The organism is Bradyrhizobium neotropicale, assembly GCF_001641695.1.
GTDB lineage: Bacteria > Pseudomonadota > Alphaproteobacteria > Rhizobiales > Xanthobacteraceae > Bradyrhizobium > Bradyrhizobium neotropicale.
The window spans coordinates 72,238-93,344 of sequence record NZ_LSEF01000113.1 but is presented as its reverse complement, the minus strand read 5'-3'; the positions used below and the strand labels follow the sequence as shown (position 1 = coordinate 93,344).

Here is a 21,107-nt window from a genome sequence, read left to right as displayed (position 1 = left end):
ATCAGCAGAGGGACAGCCTGAGCAGGTAATGATCCCGGGTCGTTTGGGCACAATTTCGCCTCACGGGCCGGTGATCAAGTCAGAAACGGGGACGGGGTTTCATGCTTCGTAAAAACTTATCTTCCTCGCGCTTGGCGCGGGTTGGGGTTTTCGGGCTTCTTACAGTCACCACCGCGGTCATCTTCACCACCGATGTGGCCGAGGCGCGCCGCCATCGGCATCGTCATTCCGCGCACCACCGGGTGCAGCGCGATGCGTCCGAAAGCTACAGCCCGCAATTCGCGTCGATCATCGTCGACGGCAATTCCGGCTCGGTGCTGCAGTCGACGAACCCGGACGGGCTCCGCCATCCCGCCTCGCTCACCAAGATCATGACGCTCTATCTGCTGTTCGAGCGGCTGGAGTCCGGCAAGATGAAGCTCGACACCGAAATGCCGGTGTCCCAGCACGCCGCCGACCAGGATCCGACCAAGCTCAACCTGCGCCCGGGCCAGACCATCCGCGTCGAGGACGCCATCAAGGGTCTCGTCACCCGCTCCGCAAACGACGCGGCCGTGGTGATTGCCGAAGCGATCGGCGGCGATGAAGACGATTTCGCCCAGATAATGACGCGCAAAGCGCGCGCGCTCGGCATGTCCAAGACCGTCTATCGCAACGCCTCCGGCCTGCCGAACGACGAGCAGGTGACGACAGCCCGTGACCAGGCCACGCTCGGCCGGGCCATCCAGGACCGCTTCCCGCGCTATTATCGTTATTTCTCGACCGCCTCGTTCAATTTCAGGGGCCAGTCGATCCGCAATCACAATCACCTGCTCGGCAGTGTCGAGGGCATCGACGGCATCAAGACCGGCTACACCCGCGCCTCCGGCTTCAACCTCGTGAGCTCGCTGCATCGCGGCAACCGCTTCCTGGTCGGCGTGGTCCTGGGCGGCCGCAGCGGCGGCTCGCGCGACGCCATCATGCGCAACCTGCTCGCGGAGAATCTCGAGAAGGGCGCGAGCGCCCGCACGGTTGCCGCCATCAGCGAGCGCAACGGCTCCGACGCCAGCGCCGATGTCGCCGACGCCTCTGAGGCCCCGGCTCGGCCCGCTCCGCAGGTCCACGCCGCAGCCGCCCCCGCTCCCGAAGCGGCCGCACCGCGCCTGGCCTCGCGTCTGTCGGCGCTCGCTGCGGCCACCGCCGCGATGCCGCCGGCCCAGCCCAGGCCTGAAGCGAGGCCGGTCGATGCCAAGATCGAGCCCGCGCCGCTCACCAATGGCGTCATCGCGAGCCAGCCGCTTTCGCTCATCCCGGGCTCCTCCGAGCCGATGAAGCCGGTCCGTGTGAAGACTGTTCAGGTCAAGGCCGGCCCGGTGAAGGTCGCCTCCGCGGCTCCCGCGCAGGCCGCGCCGCCGGTGACCAGCACCATTGCGTCGCGCACGGACGTCGCCGAGACCTCCGGCGCGGTCGTCGCCCGGGCCGACCTCGTCAACAAGCCTGAGGTCATCAACAAGCCGGAAGCCCAGAAGGCCGAGGTCGCCCGCGCCGAGCTGCCGCCGCAGCCGCCGGGCTTCGGCACCGGCAACGGCATCCTCGGCGTGCTCCCGGCCGCAACCGCTCCCGCACCGGCCGCGAAGCTCGCTTCCGCCGATCCGGCACCGCAGGCCGTCCAGATGAGCACCACCACCAAGCCGGTCGTCAGCCACAGCGGCTGGATCGTTCAGGTCGGCGCACTCGAGAGCGAGAGCGAAGCCCAGCAGCGCATCGACGCCGCGCGCAGCTCGGCCCGTGGCCTGCTCAGCAAGGCTGACCCGTTCACCGAGGTGGTCGCCAAGGACAACCGCAAGCTCTACCGCGCCCGCTTTGCCGGGCTCGAGCGGGACCAGGCCGAAGCAGTGTGCCGCACGCTGAAGCGCGCCGACATCTCCTGCATCACGGTCCGCAACTAGCTCTTTTCATCCTTCCGACCCCAATGCCCGCGCCTCTGGCGTGGGCATTTTCGTTTTGTGGACGCAGTGATCCGAAGACTGTTTCGCAACAACCTCTCGTCAAGGATTTACGGTTAAAACTTTGCTCAAGGGATCGACCACGCCGCAAACGGCGGGCATCGGGGCGACGGCAAACGGAGCAAGCGGAGTTCACGCGGTACGGGCGTTTGTAGCGTGGTGCCGGAGTTAGCCGTTATGCGTGCGAAGCAGAGTATCCTTGGCCTCGTTTACACGGGCAGCGAGATACGTCGAGCCCCCCTGGTCGGGATGCAGTTTCTTCATGAGGGATTTGTGGGCCCGGCTGATGTCGTCACGCCCCGCCCCCGGCTGCAGGCCAAGGATCTGATAGGCTTCCTCCGCCGTCATTTTGCCGCCCGCCGCCGTGCGGCGCTGCCCCCCTGCCGTATTGCCTTGCGCGTTCTGACGCCAGGCGGGAAACCGGCGGTCCAGATAGCTTTCAAGTAAGGCGACGCTCTCGGCGTCGAACGCCGGGACCATCGCGAGCAATCCGGCGAGATCGAACTCGTCGAGACTGCGCCCGGCGTTCGGCCCGGCAACGATCTGGCCCGTCAGCTGGCCGCTGTCGTGATCGAGCTGCATATCCAGAAACTGCGAGCGCACGCGCGAGCTCTGCCCTGACGCGCGCGTCGCGCCACCGCCGAACAGCCCGCCGACATTGCCGAAGCCTGCGTTCGCCAGCGGCGTCCAGCCGAGCAGCCCGGCGCCGAATATTCCGAGCGGGATCGCCACCGCAAGCTCGCCCCTGATGCCGGTGAAGGCTGCGACCGCCAGCGCCACCACGCCGCCGCCGACCTTGAGGGCACGCGCGAGCACCGCCGGATTGGCCGCGCGGAACATCTGGAGCAGCAGATACAAAGTGACAACGGCGACAGCGCCAGCGATCAGGGTCGGCATGACCGGAATATAGTCGCCCTGACGGCAAAATGCATGGCGGTCTTTCCGCACGCCCGCAGCCGGCGACGACACCAAACACTGGTTTGCCGGAACGTCCGACTACTTCATCTGGCCGATCAGCAGGGCCGCGCCGCTCGTGGTCTTCGACAATTTCAGCAGCGCCTCGCGGCCGCCGGCGGCATAGGCTGCGGCGGCGCGCAGCAGGTCGCGCAGCTGCGCCGCCGCGCCCGGATCGAACCGGCACCAGGCCCCGCCGGTCAGGCGCGCGATCTCGCGGAACGCCTGCTCGGCCACGGCGTCGTAGCCTTCCTGAAACAGGAAGACGGGGACCTTCAACATGCCAAGCTCACCCGCCTTGGCGCAGAGTTCGTCGACCTTCTCCTCCATGGCGTCGCCGACGAAAACCACGGCGCGCACGCCGGAAGCTACCGCCTCGCGCCGCGCCTCGCTGAGCACCTTGCCGATCTGCGTGTCGCCTCCACGGCAATCGATTTTGCTCATCAGCGTCGCAAGCCTGACGCTATCTGAGATCCAGCCCGTGGCGCGGCACTCGTTGAAGCCGCGATAATAGACGAGCCGGATGTCGAGACTGCCCAGCGCCGCCGCCTCACGGAACATGTCGGCCTGGAGCGCGCAGGCCATGTCCCAGGTCGGCTGCCGGCTCATCGTCGCGTCCAGCGCAAAGATCAGCCGGCCCTTGGCGCCGGGCGCATGCGGCGACATCGCGCGGGCCTTGGCGACGAAGGCGGCGATATCGTCCGCTGTTGACGCATCCGCCTGCGGCAGTCCACCGCTTCGATCGTCTTTCGCTGAAACGGGTTCGCGGCCGCGCGGTTTGGTCGGTTCGCCGGACATCCCTGCTCGCATCTTGTCAGAGACGGCTAATGTGGAGTGCGCCCCCTGCCCGGTCAATGCGCGAAGCCTCCCCAGGCGGTCGCCGGCGGAGGCTTCGAAAGTCGTCAGCTAGTTGAGAAGCGCGATCAGCTCTTGGCTGGCTTCATCAGGGCGACCGGACCGGGCTCGAGGATCTTGGGCGGCGATGAAGTGGTGTCGACGGGCGCGATCTCGCTGTCGGTGGCGCTCAGGAACTTGTCCAGCATGCCCTGGATCGAGTTCTTGGCATCGTCCGGACCGGTGTCGCGCATGTCGTTATGCTGGAATTCGGTCTTCACGACCTGAATCCCGGCCTTCTCGCACTCCTCGTCGGTCGGGATCACGCCCGGATCCGTCTTGAACTGCGGATCGTGGGATCGGAACGACAGGATCTTGAACTTGCCGGCGGTGACGAAGGGCACGCGCAGATTGTCCAGCGTGACGACCTTCTTGACCTCGTCCGGATACTGCTTGGCGAAATACATCGTGATATCGCCGCCCATGGAGTGACCGACCATCGTCACCTGGGCGTAGTCGGCGTTCGGCTGCACCTTCTTCATTTCCTGCATCGCCAGATGGATGTTGGCGACGCCGCGCAGGATCTGCGGCAGCCGGCCGACGTAAAGCTCGCCGGGCTTGGTCACCATCGGAGGATCGGTCGGCAGGTCATGCTGCGGGCTGACCACGAGATAGCCGCGCGCCGCAAAGATGTTGGCGAGGAAACCGTATTCGGTGTTCTTGACGGTGTTGCCGTGATTGATCACCGCGACCGGCAACGTGATCATGCCGGCAGTGGCCTGCATTTCCTTGTCGCGACGGACGGCGATATCGACGGGCACTGGACGGTTGTCGCGCGAAGCGTCGTAGAAGGTGATCGTCTCATGCTTGATGGCCCATTTGCTCGCCGTGAAATAGGCGACGCCGCAGAGGGCACCGACGGAAACCAGAACGGCAATTCCACGCTTCATTTTCGTCCTCAGCCTCAGGTCTTCTGACCTGAATCCCTGTTGAAAATCGTTGGTAGAGGGCTCTCACTGGCCCCTTGTCGCCTATTCCCTAATATATGTCACAGCCACGTGACAGGAAGGCCAAATATTGTGATCCGGCAGCCCTTTCGTTGTGCGCCGCACACGTTTCTTGAGCACCTTATTCCAGCACCACTACGTCAGGGTGCACTCGTACTTCAGACGCAACCTTTCTCTTTCAGGTTCGGTTTCGGTGTAAATGCAGCATAAAAACCTCGCTGCGCTCGCTCGGTTCCGTGGGAACCCGGGATTTCAGCTTCGTTGATCTTCGACTGGAAGTAGCGCCGTACCGTCGCGGCTCAGGCGCCGAGGATGTCGTGAACCTCGAGCGGCTTGTCGACCTGGCTGAACCACTCGGCGCGGTTGGCCGCGCGGCGGCGGCCGCGCTCGTCGAGCGGCAGCTTGAGCTGGCGGAGCAGGCTCGTCACCTCTTCCCGTGCGGTGAGATGACCGAGATTGGGCCGCATGCCGAGCGTGGCCTCGTCGATCTCGTCGAGCGCGGTCAGGCCGCGCGGAAAGAACTCGCGATAGACGACGCGCTCGGCAAAGCCATCGACATAGCGGAAGCCGAGCCGCAGCGACAATTCCTTCAAGCCGTCGGCGACGAGTTGCTTGTTGCGCGAGCCGAGCATGGACAGGCGGTTGCGCACGACGATCCAGTCGGTGGTCGAGCCGTCAAGCTGGCGGCGCCTGCGCCTCGTGTCCCGCACCATCTCGGCATAGTGGCTCTCGCCCGTGACCGCATAGTTGGCGGGGTCGACGGTGCCGAGCACGTCGAAATCGAGGAAGCTGTCGTTGATCGGCGTGACCAGGGTATCAGCCATCGAATGGGCGAGCCGCATCAGGTAGCTGTCGGTGCCTGGCGTATCGATGACGATGAAGTCGAAACTGCTTTCGACTGCCGAGACCGCCTCCATGAACTGCTGGAACTCGGAGTTCTCGTTGTCGGCGATCTGCATGGTCTCGCCGAGCTTGATGCAGCGATGTACCGGCAGCTCGAGATCGAGCTTGGTGCGGCGCGCCCAGGCGGAACGGTTGTTGATGTAACGGGTGAAGCTCTGCTGACGGCAGTCGAGGTCGATGGTGGCGACGCGCTGGCCAGCCTTCAGAAGCGCGACCGCGATATGCAGGGCAGTCGTCGACTTGCCGGAGCCGCCCTTTTCGTTGCCGAGCACGACAACATGCGCCGAGCCGGATTGGCCTTGGCTAGCCTGCAGAAGCATAACGATCCTCAACACCCCTAACGAATATCTTCGAGATGACCGCGTCTGCGGTCAAGTGAAATGCGTGACAGGAAATGCAAATCGCACTGCGCCGTGCTTCATCATGAATCGCGCCGCCATTTCGCGTCTGCGATTCAGCCAACAATGCCGCGACATCCTTCACGGCGCTACGCGGGATGCTGTGCCGCATGCGGATGCATGGCGTCCACGGCCGCGGCTTGTTAAGGTTAGCCGGCCGCGCGGCAGACCGTACGGCCCATCCGTGTCCCAGCCATCCCCGAGTCCTGATGTCACGCAGCCCCTTGATCGCCCGCACGGTCCCCACCCTGCGCCGCGCCATCGACAATCTTCGCAAGCGAAAAGCCACGATCGCGCTGGTGCCGACCATGGGGGCACTCCATGACGGGCATGTGTCGCTGGTCCGACTCGCCAAGCGACGCGCGAGCCGGGTCGTGGTCTCGATCTTCGTGAACCCGACTCAGTTCGCGCCGACCGAGGATTTCGGCGCTTATCCGCGAACCTGGAAGTCGGACATCGCCAAGCTGGCCGCCGAGGACGTCGACATGGTCTGGCACCCCGGCGTCGAGGCCATGTATCCGGAGGGCTTTGCCACCCGCATCGCGCCGGAGGGGCCGGCGCTGGCCGGGCTCGAAGACCGCTTCCGCCCGCACTTCTTTGGCGGCGTCGCCACCGTGGTCGGCAAGCTGTTCACGCAATGCCGGCCGGATTTCGCGATCTTCGGCGAGAAGGACTTTCAGCAATTGCGGGTGGTGACGCAGATGGCGCGGGATCTCGATCTCGGCGTCAAGATCATCGGGTCCCGCACCGTGCGCGAGCGCGACGGGCTCGCGATGTCCTCGCGCAACGTCTACCTGTCGCCGGAGGAGCGGCAGATCGCGCCCACGCTCTATCGCGCCATGAAGGAAAGCGCCCGCCGGATCAAGGCCGGCGATGCGATCGCGTCTGCGATGGCGGGCGGCGCCGGGCTGATCGCGGCCGCCGGCTTTACGCTCGACTATTTCGAGGTCCGCCATGCCGAGACGCTTGGGCCGGTCACCTCGCGCAAGGACGGCCCCTTGCGGATCCTGGTCGCAGCCAGGCTCGGCTCGACGCGCCTGATCGACAATATCGCGGTTTAGAGCAGCCCGAGGTCGCGCAGCTCGCGCCGCATCGGCTCCGGCATCGCCGCGATGGTGCCTGCTGCGGCCTTGCCGAGATCGGGCGGCACGGCGTCCTCGGTGAGATAGCGCCAGCCCTGGAACGGACGCATCGGCCGCGGCGAGACCGAGATCACCTTCGGCTGCATCACGATCCGGCAACGCCCGATGCCGTCCTTGTCTCGGAACGGCTCGATGCTGATGATTTTTTCGCGGGCGGCGATCTCACCCTTAATCACCCAGTAGAGCGATCCCCCTGCGAGGATCTCGGCGTCGCGCTTGGGCACCATGCGGGTGATGTGGATGTGATGCTGCGGCAGACCCTTCTTCTTCGCGGTCTGCATCCGCTCGGCGACCCACTCCTTCAATTCTTTGACGGAGTCGCAGCCAACGGCGAGCTTGATCAGATGTAGCGGCATGCCCCCAGCATTAGCGGGCCGGCCGCGCATTTGAAAGCCGAACTAATTGTTATCCGCAGCCGCGGGAGCCGGTGCAGCTGCCGGCGCCGGCGGCGCCAGCGGAACCGGCGCGGCGGCGGGAGCCCGAGCGGTCTTCGGCGCCTGCGGCTTCTTCGCCGCCGGTGCAGGCGCTGCGGCCTGGGCCGGTGCCGCAGCCGGGGCACGCGCGGCTGGCGGCGCCGCGGCGTTCGCGTTGGCGTTCGCAGCGGGCGCCTGGCGTGCCGGTGGCTCCGAGGTCATGATGCTCACGGCTGGCGTCGACGAGGCGCTCGGGAACTCTGCATTGGTCGGCTTGCCCGTCGGCACCGAGGCCGGTAACGCGGCGAGCGCTCCTCCGGCCGGCAGGCCCGGCGCCGCCGGCGCGTTCCAGGTCGGCGCGAAGCGCGCGACCAACGTGTCGTAGAGATGGGAATCCATGTTGGCGGCGACCTGCTGCTGATCGGTCAGCGAGCGGAAGGCCGCACACTCGAACTGCGTGCAGCCGTTGCGCGCGACCAGAACCTGCGCGACGAGGCCGTAGCGGTCGCGCTCCAGCGACTTGCGCATCGCTTTCAACTCTAGCGTCATGCTGCTCTCGGCGGTGGCGACGTCGCCGAGCGCCGTCAGCCGATCGATCCGCGCAGCCGTGTAGGAAACGGCGGCGGCCGCCGCGTCAGGCGCGCCGAACAGCGCCTTCTCGCAGCCGAGCGCCACGGCATCGCCGGCAAGATCATCGAGGCAGGACAGCGCCGGCAGGCTGGCGGTCACCGTCGCCTGCGCGGGAGCTTCGCCCGCGCCGCCGGATCCGCCCGGTCCATAGACGCGCATGGTGGCGGCCACCGCAATGCCGATGGAGAGCAGCGAGATCACCGTCAGCGCGCCGTTGGCGACCGACCTCTCGGCGCGCACCAGCGTAAACAGGAGAATCATGCCGAAGAAGCCGGCAGCGACCAGCGTCAGCCACATCGGAGCGGCCGGCGAGCGCCAGATTTGGTCGAGCGAAGTGGCCCATGCCCAGTTCATGCGCGACGTCCCCTCACGCGAGCAAAGAGCGAATTGTCAAGGCAAGCGCCGCGAGTCGGCAACCGCCCCCATTCACCTTGTCGAGGTGAACCGGGCCTTTTAACGGCGGTGCGAAACAAATCGCTGCCGACACACCGCGCTGTCAACCCAGTGCGAGCTGGCTTTCCTTGGCGACGCGCTCGAAGGCTTCGGTCGAGCTCTTGATCCGGTACTGGCAGTCGTCACCTTCCGTCGGCAGCAGGCGGATGATCTCATACGCGCCGCTGGCAGCCGGACGCGCGACATTGCTGGCCGTGAAAAGTACGCGCGTTCCTACGGGGAATTTGTGCTTCAACACCCTCTCCTACTCAAACAGCGCCTGCCTCGCCCATGGTCCCACGCGATGGCCGGCCGGAAACCCGGCCCGCTCTATAGCATGCGCGCCGCCTTTTTGGCCAGTGGTATCCAGCATGGCAAACGTATCAATTTTGCAATGTTTTCAGCGCGATACCCGAGAACCGGCGCCGGACAATACCGCCGGAACCCGAGGCCCTCAGGCGCCGTGGGGCAACCTGCCGTCGGGGCTTGCCTGATCGACCGCCTTGGGCAGCTCCTGGGCCAGGATCTGGCTGAGCTGGTCGACCGGGATGTTGTAGCGCGCAGCCAACTGGCGAACGGTGTCGTTGCCGAGCACCGCGCGAAGCTGGTCGGCCGAGATCGGCAGATTCTGGCCATTGCCGAGCCAGGACTTCACCTGGTCGCCGAAGCCGGCCTGCTCGAGCTTGGCGACAATCGCGCCGAGCCCGCCCTGACTGTTGCTGCCGAGCACCTCGCTGAGCACGGCCGGCAGCACCGCTGCGCCGAGCTGGCCGAGCGCGCTGCGGAACGCGGGGTTGTTCTCCAACGAGTCCAGGATTCCCATAGCCGTCCCCTCTCCTTCGACGATCGCACCTGCGATTGAGCGCTGCGGGCCTGTGCACCGTCAAGCGGCCCTCAATCACAATCATGGTAAAATGCGATGCGATTGCATCGCGTTTTACCCGTTTAAGAGAGCATGATCTGATTGGAAAACCGGTACCCACTTTGCGCTAACGCGGCCCTTCGGGTCCGGATCATGCTTACGCATCCTCGAACTTTTCGATGACAAGCGTTTCGGCGAGCCCGTCGCGGGTCCATTCCTGGAACGCCGGCAGCGCCATCATCGTGTCCATGTAGGCCTTGGTCTCTGCCGTGATGTCGATCGCGTAGGTGCGGAAGCGGTGCATGACCGGGGCGTACATCGCATCCGCCGCGCCGAAGCGGCCGAACAGGAACGGCCCCTTGGCGCCGTAGCGGGTCCGGCACTCGCGCCAGATCTCCTGAATGCGCGCGATGTTGGCCAAAGCATCCGCCGACAGCGCTATCGCACGCACGGGGCGATGCAGGTTCATACCGCATTCGCTGCGCAGGGGGACGAAGCCGGAATGCATCTCGGCGCACACCGAACGGGCATGGGCGCGGGCCGCGACGTCATCGGGCCAGAGCTTCTTTTCCGGATAGCGCTCGGCGATGTATTCGATGATCGCGAGCGAATCCCACACCGTGATATCGCCGTCGACGAGCACCGGCACCTTGCCGGCGCGGCTGAAGCCGAGGATGCGCTCCTTGTCCGCGGGATTGTCGGTGTAGAGCGGGATGACGGTCTCCACGAACGGGATCTCGTTGGCGCGCAGCGCGAGCCAGGGCCGCATCGACCATGACGAGTAGTTCTTGTTGCCGATCGCGAGTTTCAGCGCAGCCATGTGACCAATCCTTGTCTCAGACTCTCTCGTGCGCCTGCTTGTAGCGCTTTCGCCTGCCGCCAATCAATCGTTGCCGCGCGTGAACATGCATGGCAATTCTTCTGCGAATGAGGGGATCAAGATGCACGGATATTGGGTCGACGCCGCCGCCGTCGGCTTCTTCATCATCGAATGGCTGGTCTACGCCCTGACGCTGGAGCACTCGGCTTACGGGCGCAACAGCCTGTCGGCGCGCATGAACCGCTACCGCGAGGTCTGGGTCCGCCGCCTGCTCGAGCGCGAGACGCGCATGGTCGACATGCAGATCATGGCCTCGCTGCAGAACGGCACCGCCTTCTTCGCCTCCACCAGCCTGTTTGCGATCGGCGGCGCACTGGCGCTGCTGCATGCCACCAACGATGCGATCGTCATCCTGAGCAAGCTGCCGATCGACCTCAGCCCCTCGCCCGCGCTGTGGGAGCTGAAATGCGTCGGCCTCGTCCTGATCTGCGTCTACGCCTTCTTCAAGTTCGCCTGGGCCTATCGCCTGTTCAACTATGTCGCGATCCTGTTCGGCGGCATGCCACCGTCCTCCCAGCGCGACACGCCCACGGCCGAGGCCCACGTCATCCGCACCACGCGCGTGTTCGAATCCGCCGGCCGCCACTTCAACCGCGGCCAGCGCGCCTTCTTCTTCGCACTCGGCTATCTCGGCTGGTTCGTCAGCCCCTGGGTGCTGTTCGTGAGCACGGCAGCGGTGGTGATCGTGACATGGCGGCGGCAGTTCGCATCCAGTGCCTGGGCGGCGATGGCGCCGGAGGATTGGGCGGTGGATGGCGAGGCGGCGCAGAAGCGCGGTCATTGATGAAGATTCTCGTGTCCCGGACGCACTGCAACGCGCATAGCGCGTTGAAGACGTGCGTAAACGCGCTTTTGCGTTGCTGCGCAGAGCCGGGACCAAGATGATAATGCGGCACAGCGCTGCAAGATGGGCCCCGGCTCTGCAGCGCACCGCCGAAGAGGCGCTGCGCTGCGTCCGGGGCACGCGACCGCAAATTGAGGCGCAGGCTCTCTCCCCGTCGTCATTGCGAGCGCAGCGAAGCAATCATGAGGGAAGATGACGGAGTACGACGTTCGGCAACTCGGTCTGATGATTGAAAAACTCGATGCCTTTGATGCAATCTATTTGTCTCATCTTGTGTCGGACTTGGATGGGCTTCAAAGTGCGATGGAAAGTGCGGACGCTCAGTGGAAGAGTGCCTTCCTCGAGCATTCGGGCGTGCTCGAAGACGTCAATGCCGACATATTGGACGAGAACCTCACGGAATTTCCAAACGAGCACGCGCGCCTCTTAACGAGTGCAATCCAGGAGATGAGGAAGCTCATTGCTCAACGTCTATGAGCGCTCGCGGGCTCTCCGATCGGCGGGCCAGTCGTAGAGATCGGCCGCCGTGTGTGCTTCACCACACCGCTGCAAAGCCTGAGATTGCAGGCAGCAATTCGACAAGCTATACGCTAGCGCATTGGAATGACTTAACGCGTAAGACCCGGGGCGAAATGAACAAGGTGATGATCGCGGCTGTCGCGGCGGTTTTGGGACTATCGACGGCGAAGGCAGCTCCGCTTTACGAATGCCACGGCGACCCGGCCTGCCAGGCCAAGCGCGACAGCATGTCCCGCGCCACGTACGACCGAAATATCAAGCGGTGCCTTGCCTCCGCCGGCGCCACGATCGAGCAGTGGCGCGCTCACGCCGTGCCGAGAGGCCCAGCCGACAAAGTCCGCGCCTGCCTCGCCGCGAACGGATAACGCGAGCGGCAAACCCTACGACCCGCCAAAATCCCGCGGCGTGAATGGAAGGTCCATCACCTTCCATTCCTGGTACTTGTCGACCGGCAGCATCTTGTAGGGCTGGCAGGCCAATAGCGCGCTCATCGCCGACTGCATCAGCAGCGGGCCCTTGGCCGATGCGCTCGCCTCGATCAGGACCGGGGCGCGCGCCAGCGTGCCGTCGGTCGCCATCACTGCGCGCAGCTTGATGTGCACGTTGTCGCCCGGCGCCACGCCGGCCGGCAGTTTTGCGCAGCTCCTCAAATGGCGGCGAAACTCTGCGACCACCTCGGCTGGAAGCTTGGCCGCAATCGAATCCTTGGCGTCGCCGCCGTCGTCCTTGGGCGCGTCCTTCGGCGCGAGCGACAAGTCCGGCGGCAGGCCCAGCATGACGCCGTATTTGACGGTGACGTCGGGCTCCGGAGCCGCATAGGCCGGCTTCTCGGCTTGCGGCGGTGGCGGCACGGGGGGCGGCTGCTGCGTAGGCTGTGGCTGCGCTGATCGCGCCGTCTGAGGCTGTTGAGTTGCTTGCGGTTGCGGCGTCGCCTGCTCTTGCGGCTGTACGTTAGCCTCGCGCTGTTTCGCCGCCGATGAGGGCTGCGGCTGCGCTTGTTGCCGCTGCGGCTCAGGCGATGCCGGCGGCGCTGGCGACGGTGATGGCGCCGGCGCGGACTGCTTGGCCGAAGGCGCGGTCGCCTCCGCCTTGTCGTTGAAATCGAGCTTGGGCAGTTTTAAGTCGGGGAGCGGCGCTTCAGGCGTCTTCTCCTTCGCCTCCTCCTTGGCCTCCTGCTCCTTGACCTGCTCCTGCACCTGCTCCGGCGTGACGATGTCGACCGACACTGTCTCGGGCGGCGCGGCACGGAACGGATGGACCTCGCTGATCAGGATGATCAGCCCCACCAGCGTCAGATGCGCGATCGCCGACGCTGCAATGTCCGTCCGTATGATCCGCCGCAGTTCCATCGCCCGATCTTGGGTTGCCGCGCTGGTCCTAGCATAACGGAAGCCCCCCTCAATCCCATTTCGGCGCGAAGCCGTAATCGGTCAGGCGGCCCTTGGGTTGGGCAAGCCCGGCAATCCGGCTCATCTCGTCGTCCGACAGCTCGAAATCGAAGATCCCGATGTTCTCCGACAGGCGTTCGACGCGCGAGGTCCGGGGAATCGCAGCGACATTCTGCTGCACCAGCCAGCGCAGGCAGACCTGCGCCGGGCTCTTGCGGTGCGTGCGCCCGATCTCGGCCAGCGTCTGGTCGGTCTTGATGCGGCCTTTGGCGATCGGGCTGTAGGCGACGAGCGCGAGGCCGTGCTGGTCGCAGGCCGCCCTCACCTTCGCCTGGTCGAGATAAGGGTGATATTCGACCTGGTTGCAGACCAGCGGCTCCGGCGAGAGCGCGACCGCCTGCTCGATCAGGGCCACCGTGAAGTTGGAGACGCCGATGTGACGTGTCAGGCCCATTTGCCTGGCATGCGCCAGCGCCCCCAGCGTCTCCGCCAGCGGCACGTGCGAGTTGGGCCAGTGCAGCAGCACGAGGTCGACAGACGAAAGCCGCAGCCGCGCGAGACTCTCCTTGACCGAGCGCCCGAGATCGTGAGGCGCGAAATGGTTGGTCCAGACCTTCGTGGTCACGAACACATCGTCACGGCGCACGCCGGAGGCGCGCAAGGCATCGCCGACCTCGCGCTCATTCTCATAGACCTGCGCGGTGTCGATGTGACGGTAGCCGAGCCGCAGCGCCTGCTCGACCACGCGCGCGCAGGTCCGGCCGCTCAGCTCCCAGGTTCCGAGCCCGAGCGCCGGGATCTTTGCGCCATTGGCCCCGACGAACAGCATGAGGAATCTCTCCCACGTTCGCGCCGACGGCCATTATGGACCTCGCCCATGGCAGTGCCAACCGAAGCTGAGGCATGCAGACGGGATATCCAGATCAGACTTGATGAGGTCTTGATGAGTATCTTGCCTTCAGGCCTTGGCGAGCGCCTGGAACACCGTGTCCGGCGCATGCGCGATCACCGCCAGCAGCGCGCGGGCCGGTCCGCGCGGAGCGCGCTTGCCCTGCTCCCAATTGCGGATGGTCTCGACGGGAACTCCCAGCTTGGCCGCGAACTCCATCTGGGTGAGACAGGCGCGGCGGCGCAGGTCGCGCACCGCGAGCGGAGCGGCCTCATCCTGTGCAGCCGGGGTCGCGGGCTGCACCGGAAACTCCTGCCCGTCCCGCAACTCGACGATCCGTCCGTCCGCCTTCAGCCGCAACCGCATGTTCATCCCCCAAGCGGGGGAATCATGCGCGAGGCCGCTTAAGTTCGGATTAACGATAGCGAGGTGCACACGGTCTCGTGTCCCGGACGCAGCCCCGCTTAGGGCGTCGCAGCGCGTTCGGGACACGAGCGTGGACTTTGTGGTTGCCCACACTCCGTCATTGCGAGCGCAGCGAAGCAATCCAAAGTCTTTCCGCGGCGACAGCCTGGATTGCTTCGCTGCGCTCGCAATGACGACCGTTGAGAGAGCGGCGCCTCGAAGCGACCTACTTCAAGCCAAACCAGAGCGTCGCGATGCCGAGGAAGGAGAAGAAGCCGACGACGTCGGTCACCGTGGTGACGAAGGTGCCGGACGCCACCGCGGGATCGGCCCGCACCCGGTCGAGCCCCATCGGGATCAGGATGCCGCCGAGCGCGCCGGCGACGAGATTGCAGATGATCGCAAGGCCGATCACGATTCCGAGGCCCGGGATCTTGAACCAGGCCACCGCGGCGATGCCTGTGATCACCGCGAAGGCGAGACCGTTGACGAGGCCGACGAAGGTCTCGCGCATCACCACACGCCAGGCGTTGGAGGAGCCGAGCTCGCGGGTGGCGAGCGCGCGCACCGCGACGGTCATGGTCTGGGTCGCGGCGTTGCCGCCCTGGCTCGCCACGATCGGCGCCAGCACCGCGAGCGCCACCATCTTCTCGAGCTGGCCCTCGAATAGGCCGAGCACGGAGGACGCCAGGAACGCAGTGGCGAGATTGACCAGCAGCCAGTTGAAGCGGCCGCGTGCGATGGTCAGCACGGTGTCCGACAGCTCTTCGTCGCTGGTGACGCCGCCCAGCGCCTTGAGGTCCTCGGCCGCCTCCTCCTCGATGACGTCGACGACGTCGTCGACGGTGATGACGCCGACGAGACGATCCTGGGTGTCGAGAACCGGCGCGGCGACGAGATTGTACTTGCCGAACATGCGCGCCACCTCCTCCTGGTCCTCCAGGACGGAGACGCGGCGGCGATCCTCATCGCAGAGGTCGGCGAGCGGCACGGGACGGCGCGAGCGCAGCAGCACGTCGAGCGGCACCGCGCCCTGCCAGTGCTGCTCCTTGTCGACCACGTAGATCTCGTAGAAGCGATCGGGCAGGTCCGGTGTCTCGCGCATGTAATCGATCGCCTGGCCGACGGTGAAATCCTGCGGCACGGCGATGAACTCTGTCTGCATCCGCCGTCCGGCGGAGTTTTCCGGATAAAGCAGGCTGCGCTCGAGCGCGACGCGCTCGGGCAGCGGCAGCTTCTCCAGGATCTCCTCCTGGTCCGCTTCGTCGAGGGTTTCCAGAAGCTCGACCGCGTCATCGGATTCGAGCTCGCGCACGCCCTCCGCGACCGTCTCCGGCGGAAGCTCCTCGAGGATCTCCTCGCGGACCGCCTCGTCGACCTCGTTCAGCGCCGAGAAGTCGAAATCGCGGCCCGTCAGCTCGACCAGGCGGACGCGGTCGTCGGGCTCCAGCGCTCCGATCAGATCGCCGAGGTCGGCCTCGTGCAGCTCGCCGACGGTGGCCTTGAGCAGCGTCGAGTCGCCACCTTCGATCGCGTGCGCAATCTCCTCGACGAATTCGTGCCGAATTTCGCCGTCTTCATTGCGCATCGGCACATGGTCAAGTACCGAGGCCGCGGCGGACGGGGCAACGTCCATTTGTTCATTCATGGCGCGCCTCGCCGTTTGACAGATTGGATCAGTTGGTCTGAGCTATCGGCTCAGGCAATACTCACAAGGCAACTGCAAGCGCAATGACAAAGATGCGTCGGCCGAAATGGATCTCGATATCGATGGGGGCGGCCCTCGCCGCCCTCGCCAGTACCACCTCGGCCAAGGCCGCAGACTGTCCGCGCAAGGATGCGCTCGGCACCTCGCGCGAGCTGAGCGTCGACGTGAAGGCCACGCCGCGCGTCGGCCTGAAGAGCTTTCCGCAGACGCTGCCGCTGGCCGATCACGAGGTCGTGCTGACCTTCGACGACGGCCCGTATCCGCCGACGACGTCGAAGGTGCTGGCCGCGCTGGCGCAGGAATGCGTGCGCGCCACCTTTTTCCTGATCGGCCAGCACGCCTCCGAACATCCCGAGATGGTGAAGCGGATCGCGCGCGAGGGCCACACCATCGGCCATCACACCTGGTCGCATCCGTTCATGGCGCGGATCCCGCTCGAGAAGGCGACGAGCGAGATCGATCGCGGCATTGCGGCCGACGAGATGGCGCTGCACGGCGCCTCGACGACGACGCCGTCGACGCCGTTTTTCCGCTTCCCCTATTTCGAGTCGACGCCCGCAGAGCTCGACCTGCTCCAGTCGCGCGGCATCGTCGTATTCGGGGCCGATCTCTGGGCCAGCGACTGGGAAGAGATGACCCCGGAGCAGGAGCTGAAGCTAGTCACCGAGCGCCTTGCCGCCGCCGGCAAGGGCATCATCCTCTTCCACGACCCCAAGGCGCGCACGGCCGCCATCATGCCCGCCTTTTTGCGGTATTTGCGGGAGAACGGCTATCGCGTCGTTCACGTGGTTCCGGCAGCGCCAGCGCCGAGGAGCGCCGACGCGCGTTGATGCCGGAATGTCACGCCCGTGCAAAATGGGGTGATTCAGGACTTATTAAGTCTCTGTTCATGCTACGCCATGCAGTGTCACGGGGGATCCGCGCCTGAACCGTTTCAGGGCGTCTCCGACCAACGTTGGACATGGCACATTGGACATGGCCGCAACGCACATGGAGGCAGACGGGATTCATGATCGGAAGTAGCGTTTCTGTCCGGACGCGATCGTGGATCGTCCTTTACCTGGGTTTACTGACGGCTTCTCCGGCCGCCTACGCGGCCAATTGTCCCGGCCATCCGGACGCGCTCGGCACTTCCCGCACCCTGGTCGTCGATCCGCGCGCGCATCCGCGCATCGGGACCATGCAGTACCGCGAGACGCTGCCCCTGAAGGACCACGAGGTCGTCCTGACCTTCGACGACGGTCCGCTGCCGAAATACTCGAACCAGGTGCTCCAGATCCTGGCCGATGAATGCATCAAGGCGACCTTCTTCATCATCGGCGAACAGGCCAAGGCCAACCCGGAAGGCGTACGCAAGCTGGTGGCGGCCGGCCACACCGTCGGCACGCACAGCATGAACCATCCCCTGACGTTCGACCGGATGCCGATCGACAAGGCCGAGGCGCAGATCAATGGCGGCATCGAGTGGACCTCGGCCGCGATGACCGATCCATCCGCGCTGGCGCCGTTCTTCCGCATTCCCGGCCTGATGCGCGCCGAGGGCGTCGAGAACTACCTGATCTCCCGCGGCATCCAGGTCTGGAGCGCCGACTTCCCGGCCGATGACTGGCGGCATGTGTCATCCGACCGCGTCTACCAGCTCGCGATCCAGCGGCTCGAAGCCAAGGGCAAAGGCATTTTGCTGCTGCACGACATCCAGGCCCGGACCGTCGCGGCGCTGCCAAAGATCATCCGCGACCTGAAGGCGCGCGGCTATCGCATCGTGCATGTGGTGCCTGCGACCGCCGACCGGCCCGCGACACCGACCGAGCCGGTGGAATGGCTGCTGCACCCGCCGTCGGAGGCGGTGCCGATCGCGCGTTGGCCGAGCGTTCCGAATTTCGTGTTCGCGCAGACGCGGACGCTGCCAGCGCCAAACCTCGCCGATCTCAACGCGCAGCCCGCCTATCAATCGCCATTGCCGCACCGGGCGAAGGCGCTGGCGGATGTCGCAGCCACCCTGCCCGTGCCCGACCGCGACCTGTTCGCGATCCCTGAAGGCTCGCTCGAAGTGCTACTGTCGACGACACTGTCGCGGCGCGCGGCGACGCGGATGGCTGCGGCCGAGGCTGCAAGCGGCCACAAGGGCAAGATCGCCGCCTCGTCGCACAAGCGTCAGGCCGCGCATGCCGTACCGGCTGCGAAGCGCGCCAAGGGCACAGCGCCGCGTCCGACGCGCATCGCCAGCCTGAAGAAGCGGCCGCCCCAGCAGCAGTAAACGTCTACTGCCGCACGATGTTGGCGACGCAGAGCAGCACGATCAGCGCCAGGAAGAACAGGTCCATATAGGACTTGAGCTCGCCGTCGCGGCGCAGCCGCGCGACGTCGGTCACGATCTGCTTGCGCGCCGATGTTCCGCCCGAGCCGTCATTGATCGGGGCCTGCAGGCGCTTGGTCTCGGCCTCCAGCTTCTCGATCTTCTGGAAGAAGTAGAACGCGCGCAGCGTCGAGGCCGCCCGCATGGCGGTATAGACCAGCACCAGGATCGCGAGGATCGCCCGGTTCGGATACTTCTCCATGAAATTCAAGCTGAAATAGACCATCGCCAGAAATGCGAAGTTGGTGACGAAGCGGTAGGCGATGCTCAGAAAGGCCATGCTGGCTCCAGCCTCGAGGACGGCGCAACCGGATCGCGCTCTGGAATTTCGGGGAAGTCGGTCCGGGGCCGGAACGGCCGGCCCGAATGCCGCGCGAGCCGATCTACGCCCACTTTGTTGCAACAAAGATAAGATGGCCTGCGCAGATCGGCGTTTTAGCTGCGCTTGGCCATAATGCAAGCGACTGCGGAAAGAGCCGGCCACTGTTCTGCACCCCTCCCGCGCCTGGCGACGGCTCAATGGAGATTCGGCGCAAGGCGCGATACACTGGCCCGCCACCGCATGTGGGGTCTGCCGATGCCGAAGAAGGGAATCACGGGCCACGACGAATGGGTCCTCACCGAGGCGCTTGCCACCGCGCTGGTCGCGCTGGAGCAGCTCGCGCCGAAGCACCAGCCCCGCGCGCATATGGACGACATCCGCAAGATGCTGTCGAACGGCAAGGAGCCGGCCGCGGTGAGCCTCCATCTCGCCCAGGCCAAATGCCGGCTGTTTCCCGACCAGGATCCGCTGGAGATCTACCGCGAATACGGGATCGGCGATGAGTATGGCTGAGCACTCGGGCGCGCCCACTTGGGGCCCGGCTTAGGTGCGCTCGCAGCGCGGCCGCATTTTCTGCGATTTCAATGGCTTGCGGAAATGGGCAAAGCGTTCAGGTGGATTTCGCCTTGCGGTACTTCCCCGCTCAGCGTAGCCTTCAACTGCACGTAGTTCATTCGAAAGCAATCTATCGGGTTCGGCCTAGCGGGAGAGAGCGATGGCGGATGTCCCATGGCACCTTTCCGGTGACTATTTCGAAAATTGCAGTTGCAGCATCGTGTGTCCCTGCCTCGTGTCGGCGGCTCCCCCGTTGACCGCGCGACCGACCGAGGGGTTTTGCAACGTACCGCTGATCTTCCACGTCGAAAGCGGCCGCTATGGCGATGTCGTACTCGACGGACTCAATGTCCTGGTTGTCCTCCACGCACCCGGGGTCATGGCAGACGGGGATTGGTCGGTGGCCGCCTATATTGATCAGCGCGCCGACGATGAGCAGACCGAGGCTCTAGCTGCGATCTTCACCGGCGCCGCCGGCGGTCCGATGGCCGCGTTCACGCCGTTGATCAGCAAGAACCTGGGGGTGCGCAAGGCCCCGATCACATTCCGCATCGACGGCAAGACGCGGTCCGCGGAAATCCCGGGTATTCTGCACATGTCCGTCGATCCATTGCCGACCATGCATCCGAGCGGGGAAATGTGGGCGAACATCGGCCATCCGGTCAGCCCCGACAACATGGTCATGGCCGTCGGCGCCGCCGGCAATACGTTCAGCGATCATGGCATGCGCTGGGACAATTCCGGCAAGAACGGCCTGTATGCGCCGATCCGCTGGTCGAACCAGGCGTGATGCAGCTCCTGAGCCGGCCTTGCGAGGAGGCCGGCAACACTTATCGCAAATGACCGATGGCCCCCTGGAAACCGTGCTGCGGCGCGATCGCTGGATCGTCGGCGGCGTGATGGGGATCATTGTCGCGTTGGCGTGGGCCTATGTGCTCTGGCTCGCCAGGGACATGGACATGGGCGGCATGGACATGACCGGGTTCCGCATGATCCCGGCCGGGATCGGAATCATGCTGCCGGCGGGCGAGCCATGGCGAGCGATCGAATTCGCGTATGTGTTGCTGATGTGGGCGGTGATGATGATCGGAATGATGGCCCCCTCGGCAGCGCCCATGATCCTCATGTACGCCCGCGTCGGTCGACAGGGCAAAGCGCAGCGCAAGCCATTCGCTGCGACCGGCTGGTTCGCGGCCGGTTATCTCCTCGCCTGGGGTGGCTTTTCGCTGGCAGCAACCCTACTCCAATGGGTGATCGAGCGGGCAGCGCTGCTGGATTCCCGGATGACGATTGCCAGCAATCTGCTTGGCGGCATCGTGCTGATCGCGGCCGGAGTCTATCAATGGACACCGCTCAAGGATGTCTGTCTCGCCCAATGCCAGTCGCCATTTCTGTTCCTGATGCGCAACGGCGGCTTTCGCAACGACCTGCGAGGCTGCCTGCTGCTGGGGCTCCGGCACGGAGGCTATTGTGTCGGCTGCTGCTGGGTCTTGATGGCGCTCTTGTTCGTCGGCGGGGTGATGAACGTGCTTTGGATTGCACTTTTGGCGCTGCTCGTCCTGCTGGAGAAACTTACGCCGGTCGGACGATGGATCGCGCGTGCGGCCGGCATTGCATGTGTGGCGGCGGGCGCTTGGCTGGTGTCCTTGCCGCAGTGATGAGCAAGCTTGAGACCATCGTC

The 21,107-nt window shown here is 65.3% G+C and carries 24 protein-coding genes; 10 read left to right on the top strand and 14 right to left on the bottom strand.

Annotated features, from left to right (window positions below):
• Nucleotides 1-101: 101 nt before the first annotated feature.
• Nucleotides 102-1,928: a D-alanyl-D-alanine carboxypeptidase gene (locus AXW67_RS36740; RefSeq protein ID WP_063681829.1), complete on the top strand. Its 1,827-nt coding sequence runs from the start codon at nucleotides 102-104 to the stop codon at nucleotides 1,926-1,928.
• 225 nt (nucleotides 1,929-2,153) lie between these two features.
• Here AXW67_RS36740 and AXW67_RS36735 read toward each other — a convergent pair whose 3' ends face one another.
• The 4 genes from AXW67_RS36735 to AXW67_RS36720 form a co-directional block, all read right to left on the bottom strand.
• A complete protein-coding gene (locus AXW67_RS36735; RefSeq protein WP_063681869.1) occupies nucleotides 2,154-2,882 on the bottom strand; it encodes a DnaJ domain-containing protein in 729 nt (242 codons plus the stop codon).
• A 99-nt stretch (nucleotides 2,883-2,981) separates the two neighbouring features.
• Nucleotides 2,982-3,737 (bottom strand): vWA domain-containing protein, encoded by a 756-nt coding sequence (locus tag AXW67_RS36730; protein WP_063681828.1) that lies wholly within the window; start codon nucleotides 3,735-3,737, stop codon nucleotides 2,982-2,984.
• 125 nt (nucleotides 3,738-3,862) lie between these two features.
• On the bottom strand, nucleotides 3,863-4,723 hold the full coding sequence (locus AXW67_RS36725) for an alpha/beta fold hydrolase (protein WP_027553051.1): 861 nt from the start codon (nucleotides 4,721-4,723) through the stop codon (nucleotides 3,863-3,865).
• 356 nt (nucleotides 4,724-5,079) lie between these two features.
• A complete protein-coding gene (locus tag AXW67_RS36720) occupies nucleotides 5,080-6,003 on the bottom strand; it encodes a division plane positioning ATPase MipZ (RefSeq protein WP_027553050.1) in 924 nt (307 codons plus the stop codon).
• Between the two features lie 287 nt (nucleotides 6,004-6,290).
• On the opposite strand from AXW67_RS36720, the gene panC reads away from it, so the two are divergent.
• Nucleotides 6,291-7,142, top strand: a complete 852-nt coding sequence (gene panC, locus AXW67_RS36715; RefSeq protein ID WP_063681827.1) for a pantoate--beta-alanine ligase — start codon at nucleotides 6,291-6,293, stop codon at nucleotides 7,140-7,142.
• Here the strand turns inward: panC and AXW67_RS36710 are convergent.
• From AXW67_RS36710 to AXW67_RS36690, 5 genes are all read right to left on the bottom strand, one after another.
• Complete coding sequence (locus AXW67_RS36710; protein WP_063681826.1) at nucleotides 7,139-7,579, bottom strand: DUF1489 family protein; 441 nt, start codon at nucleotides 7,577-7,579, stop codon at nucleotides 7,139-7,141. The genes panC and AXW67_RS36710 overlap by 4 nt on opposite strands.
• 42 nt (nucleotides 7,580-7,621) lie before the next feature.
• Entirely contained in the window at nucleotides 7,622-8,620 is a 999-nt protein-coding gene (locus tag AXW67_RS36705; protein WP_063681825.1) for a hypothetical protein, read from the bottom strand.
• 142 nt (nucleotides 8,621-8,762) lie between these two features.
• Nucleotides 8,763-8,954, bottom strand: a complete 192-nt coding sequence (locus tag AXW67_RS36700) for a hypothetical protein (RefSeq protein WP_027553046.1) — start codon at nucleotides 8,952-8,954, stop codon at nucleotides 8,763-8,765.
• 198 nt (nucleotides 8,955-9,152) lie between these two features.
• Entirely contained in the window at nucleotides 9,153-9,521 is a 369-nt protein-coding gene (locus tag AXW67_RS36695) for a YidB family protein (RefSeq protein WP_063681824.1), read from the bottom strand.
• A 196-nt stretch (nucleotides 9,522-9,717) separates the two neighbouring features.
• On the bottom strand, nucleotides 9,718-10,380 hold the full coding sequence (locus tag AXW67_RS36690; RefSeq protein WP_063681823.1) for a glutathione S-transferase family protein: 663 nt from the start codon (nucleotides 10,378-10,380) through the stop codon (nucleotides 9,718-9,720).
• 121 nt (nucleotides 10,381-10,501) lie between these two features.
• On the opposite strand from AXW67_RS36690, the gene AXW67_RS36685 reads away from it, so the two are divergent.
• The 3 genes from AXW67_RS36685 to AXW67_RS36675 all read left to right on the top strand — a co-directional run bounded on the left by AXW67_RS36685 (nucleotide 10,502) and on the right by AXW67_RS36675 (nucleotide 12,168).
• Nucleotides 10,502-11,224 carry a DUF599 domain-containing protein gene (locus AXW67_RS36685; RefSeq protein ID WP_063681868.1) on the top strand — a complete coding sequence of 241 codons (723 nt, stop codon included), beginning with the start codon at nucleotides 10,502-10,504 and terminating at the stop codon, nucleotides 11,222-11,224.
• 252 nt (nucleotides 11,225-11,476) lie between these two features.
• Entirely contained in the window at nucleotides 11,477-11,761 is a 285-nt protein-coding gene (locus tag AXW67_RS36680; protein ID WP_063681822.1) for a hypothetical protein, read from the top strand.
• 155 nt (nucleotides 11,762-11,916) lie between these two features.
• Entirely contained in the window at nucleotides 11,917-12,168 is a 252-nt protein-coding gene (locus AXW67_RS36675; RefSeq protein WP_027553042.1) for a hypothetical protein, read from the top strand.
• 15 nt (nucleotides 12,169-12,183) lie between these two features.
• On the opposite strand, the gene AXW67_RS36670 is transcribed toward AXW67_RS36675, so the two are convergent.
• From AXW67_RS36670 to mgtE, 4 genes are all read right to left on the bottom strand, one after another.
• Nucleotides 12,184-13,152, bottom strand: a complete 969-nt coding sequence (locus AXW67_RS36670) for a hypothetical protein (protein ID WP_063681821.1) — start codon at nucleotides 13,150-13,152, stop codon at nucleotides 12,184-12,186.
• Nucleotides 13,153-13,201: 49 nt separating this feature from the next.
• Nucleotides 13,202-14,020: an aldo/keto reductase gene (locus tag AXW67_RS36665; RefSeq protein WP_063681820.1), complete on the bottom strand. Its 819-nt coding sequence runs from the start codon at nucleotides 14,018-14,020 to the stop codon at nucleotides 13,202-13,204.
• Nucleotides 14,021-14,149: 129 nt separating this feature from the next.
• Complete coding sequence (locus AXW67_RS36660; protein WP_027553039.1) at nucleotides 14,150-14,452, bottom strand: helix-turn-helix domain-containing protein; 303 nt, start codon at nucleotides 14,450-14,452, stop codon at nucleotides 14,150-14,152.
• 259 nt (nucleotides 14,453-14,711) lie between these two features.
• On the bottom strand, nucleotides 14,712-16,133 hold the full coding sequence (mgtE, locus tag AXW67_RS36655) for a magnesium transporter (protein WP_063681819.1): 1,422 nt from the start codon (nucleotides 16,131-16,133) through the stop codon (nucleotides 14,712-14,714).
• 83 nt (nucleotides 16,134-16,216) lie between these two features.
• Between mgtE and AXW67_RS36650 the strand changes: the two genes are divergently transcribed.
• Nucleotides 16,217-17,023 (top strand): polysaccharide deacetylase family protein, encoded by an 807-nt coding sequence (locus AXW67_RS36650; protein WP_145928118.1) that lies wholly within the window; start codon nucleotides 16,217-16,219, stop codon nucleotides 17,021-17,023.
• Between the two features lie 179 nt (nucleotides 17,024-17,202).
• A complete protein-coding gene (locus AXW67_RS36645; protein ID WP_063681818.1) occupies nucleotides 17,203-18,450 on the top strand; it encodes a polysaccharide deacetylase family protein in 1,248 nt (415 codons plus the stop codon).
• A 4-nt stretch (nucleotides 18,451-18,454) separates the two neighbouring features.
• Here AXW67_RS36645 and AXW67_RS36640 read toward each other — a convergent pair whose 3' ends face one another.
• Nucleotides 18,455-18,829: a hypothetical protein gene (locus AXW67_RS36640; protein WP_063681817.1), complete on the bottom strand. Its 375-nt coding sequence runs from the start codon at nucleotides 18,827-18,829 to the stop codon at nucleotides 18,455-18,457.
• Between the two features lie 297 nt (nucleotides 18,830-19,126).
• On the opposite strand from AXW67_RS36640, the gene AXW67_RS36635 reads away from it, so the two are divergent.
• From AXW67_RS36635 to AXW67_RS36625, 3 genes are all read left to right on the top strand, one after another.
• Nucleotides 19,127-19,384 carry a hypothetical protein gene (locus AXW67_RS36635; RefSeq protein WP_198024739.1) on the top strand — a complete coding sequence of 86 codons (258 nt, stop codon included), beginning with the start codon at nucleotides 19,127-19,129 and terminating at the stop codon, nucleotides 19,382-19,384.
• Between the two features lie 202 nt (nucleotides 19,385-19,586).
• Complete coding sequence (locus AXW67_RS36630) at nucleotides 19,587-20,216, top strand: DUF1326 domain-containing protein (RefSeq protein WP_027553033.1); 630 nt, start codon at nucleotides 19,587-19,589, stop codon at nucleotides 20,214-20,216.
• A 49-nt stretch (nucleotides 20,217-20,265) separates the two neighbouring features.
• Entirely contained in the window at nucleotides 20,266-21,084 is an 819-nt protein-coding gene (locus AXW67_RS36625) for a DUF2182 domain-containing protein (RefSeq protein WP_063681816.1), read from the top strand.
• Nucleotides 21,085-21,107: the final 23 nt, after the last annotated feature.

Excerpts from the sequence above, each read along its gene's own strand:
- AXW67_RS36725 (WP_027553051.1), bottom strand. The coding sequence starts at position 4,723 with ATGAAGCGTGGAATTGCCGTTCTGGTTTCCGTCGGTGCCCTCTGCGGC.
- AXW67_RS36675 (WP_027553042.1), top strand. The coding sequence starts at position 11,917 with ATGAACAAGGTGATGATCGCGGCTGTCGCGGCGGTTTTGGGACTATCG.
- AXW67_RS36660 (WP_027553039.1), bottom strand. The coding sequence starts at position 14,452 with ATGAACATGCGGTTGCGGCTGAAGGCGGACGGACGGATCGTCGAGTTG.
- AXW67_RS36695 (WP_063681824.1), bottom strand. The coding sequence starts at position 9,521 with ATGGGAATCCTGGACTCGTTGGAGAACAACCCCGCGTTCCGCAGCGCG.
- AXW67_RS36735 (WP_063681869.1), bottom strand. The coding sequence starts at position 2,882 with ATGCCGACCCTGATCGCTGGCGCTGTCGCCGTTGTCACTTTGTATCTG.
- AXW67_RS36645 (WP_063681818.1), top strand. The coding sequence starts at position 17,203 with ATGATCGGAAGTAGCGTTTCTGTCCGGACGCGATCGTGGATCGTCCTT.
- AXW67_RS36670 (WP_063681821.1), bottom strand. The coding sequence starts at position 13,152 with ATGGAACTGCGGCGGATCATACGGACGGACATTGCAGCGTCGGCGATC.
- panC (WP_063681827.1), top strand. The coding sequence starts at position 6,291 with ATGTCACGCAGCCCCTTGATCGCCCGCACGGTCCCCACCCTGCGCCGC.
- AXW67_RS36635 (WP_198024739.1), top strand. The coding sequence starts at position 19,127 with ATGCCGAAGAAGGGAATCACGGGCCACGACGAATGGGTCCTCACCGAG.
- AXW67_RS36740 (WP_063681829.1), top strand. The coding sequence starts at position 102 with ATGCTTCGTAAAAACTTATCTTCCTCGCGCTTGGCGCGGGTTGGGGTT.
- AXW67_RS36705 (WP_063681825.1), bottom strand. The coding sequence starts at position 8,620 with ATGAACTGGGCATGGGCCACTTCGCTCGACCAAATCTGGCGCTCGCCG.
- AXW67_RS36680 (WP_063681822.1), top strand. The coding sequence starts at position 11,477 with ATGACGGAGTACGACGTTCGGCAACTCGGTCTGATGATTGAAAAACTC.
- AXW67_RS36640 (WP_063681817.1), bottom strand. The coding sequence starts at position 18,829 with ATGGCCTTTCTGAGCATCGCCTACCGCTTCGTCACCAACTTCGCATTT.
- AXW67_RS36710 (WP_063681826.1), bottom strand. The coding sequence starts at position 7,579 with ATGCCGCTACATCTGATCAAGCTCGCCGTTGGCTGCGACTCCGTCAAA.
- AXW67_RS36690 (WP_063681823.1), bottom strand. The coding sequence starts at position 10,380 with ATGGCTGCGCTGAAACTCGCGATCGGCAACAAGAACTACTCGTCATGG.
- AXW67_RS36625 (WP_063681816.1), top strand. The coding sequence starts at position 20,266 with ATGACCGATGGCCCCCTGGAAACCGTGCTGCGGCGCGATCGCTGGATC.
- AXW67_RS36665 (WP_063681820.1), bottom strand. The coding sequence starts at position 14,020 with ATGCTGTTCGTCGGGGCCAATGGCGCAAAGATCCCGGCGCTCGGGCTC.
- AXW67_RS36650 (WP_145928118.1), top strand. The coding sequence starts at position 16,217 with ATGACAAAGATGCGTCGGCCGAAATGGATCTCGATATCGATGGGGGCG.
- AXW67_RS36630 (WP_027553033.1), top strand. The coding sequence starts at position 19,587 with ATGGCGGATGTCCCATGGCACCTTTCCGGTGACTATTTCGAAAATTGC.
- AXW67_RS36730 (WP_063681828.1), bottom strand. The coding sequence starts at position 3,737 with ATGTCCGGCGAACCGACCAAACCGCGCGGCCGCGAACCCGTTTCAGCG.
- AXW67_RS36720 (WP_027553050.1), bottom strand. The coding sequence starts at position 6,003 with ATGCTTCTGCAGGCTAGCCAAGGCCAATCCGGCTCGGCGCATGTTGTC.
- mgtE (WP_063681819.1), bottom strand. The coding sequence starts at position 16,133 with ATGAATGAACAAATGGACGTTGCCCCGTCCGCCGCGGCCTCGGTACTT.
- AXW67_RS36685 (WP_063681868.1), top strand. The coding sequence starts at position 10,502 with ATGCACGGATATTGGGTCGACGCCGCCGCCGTCGGCTTCTTCATCATC.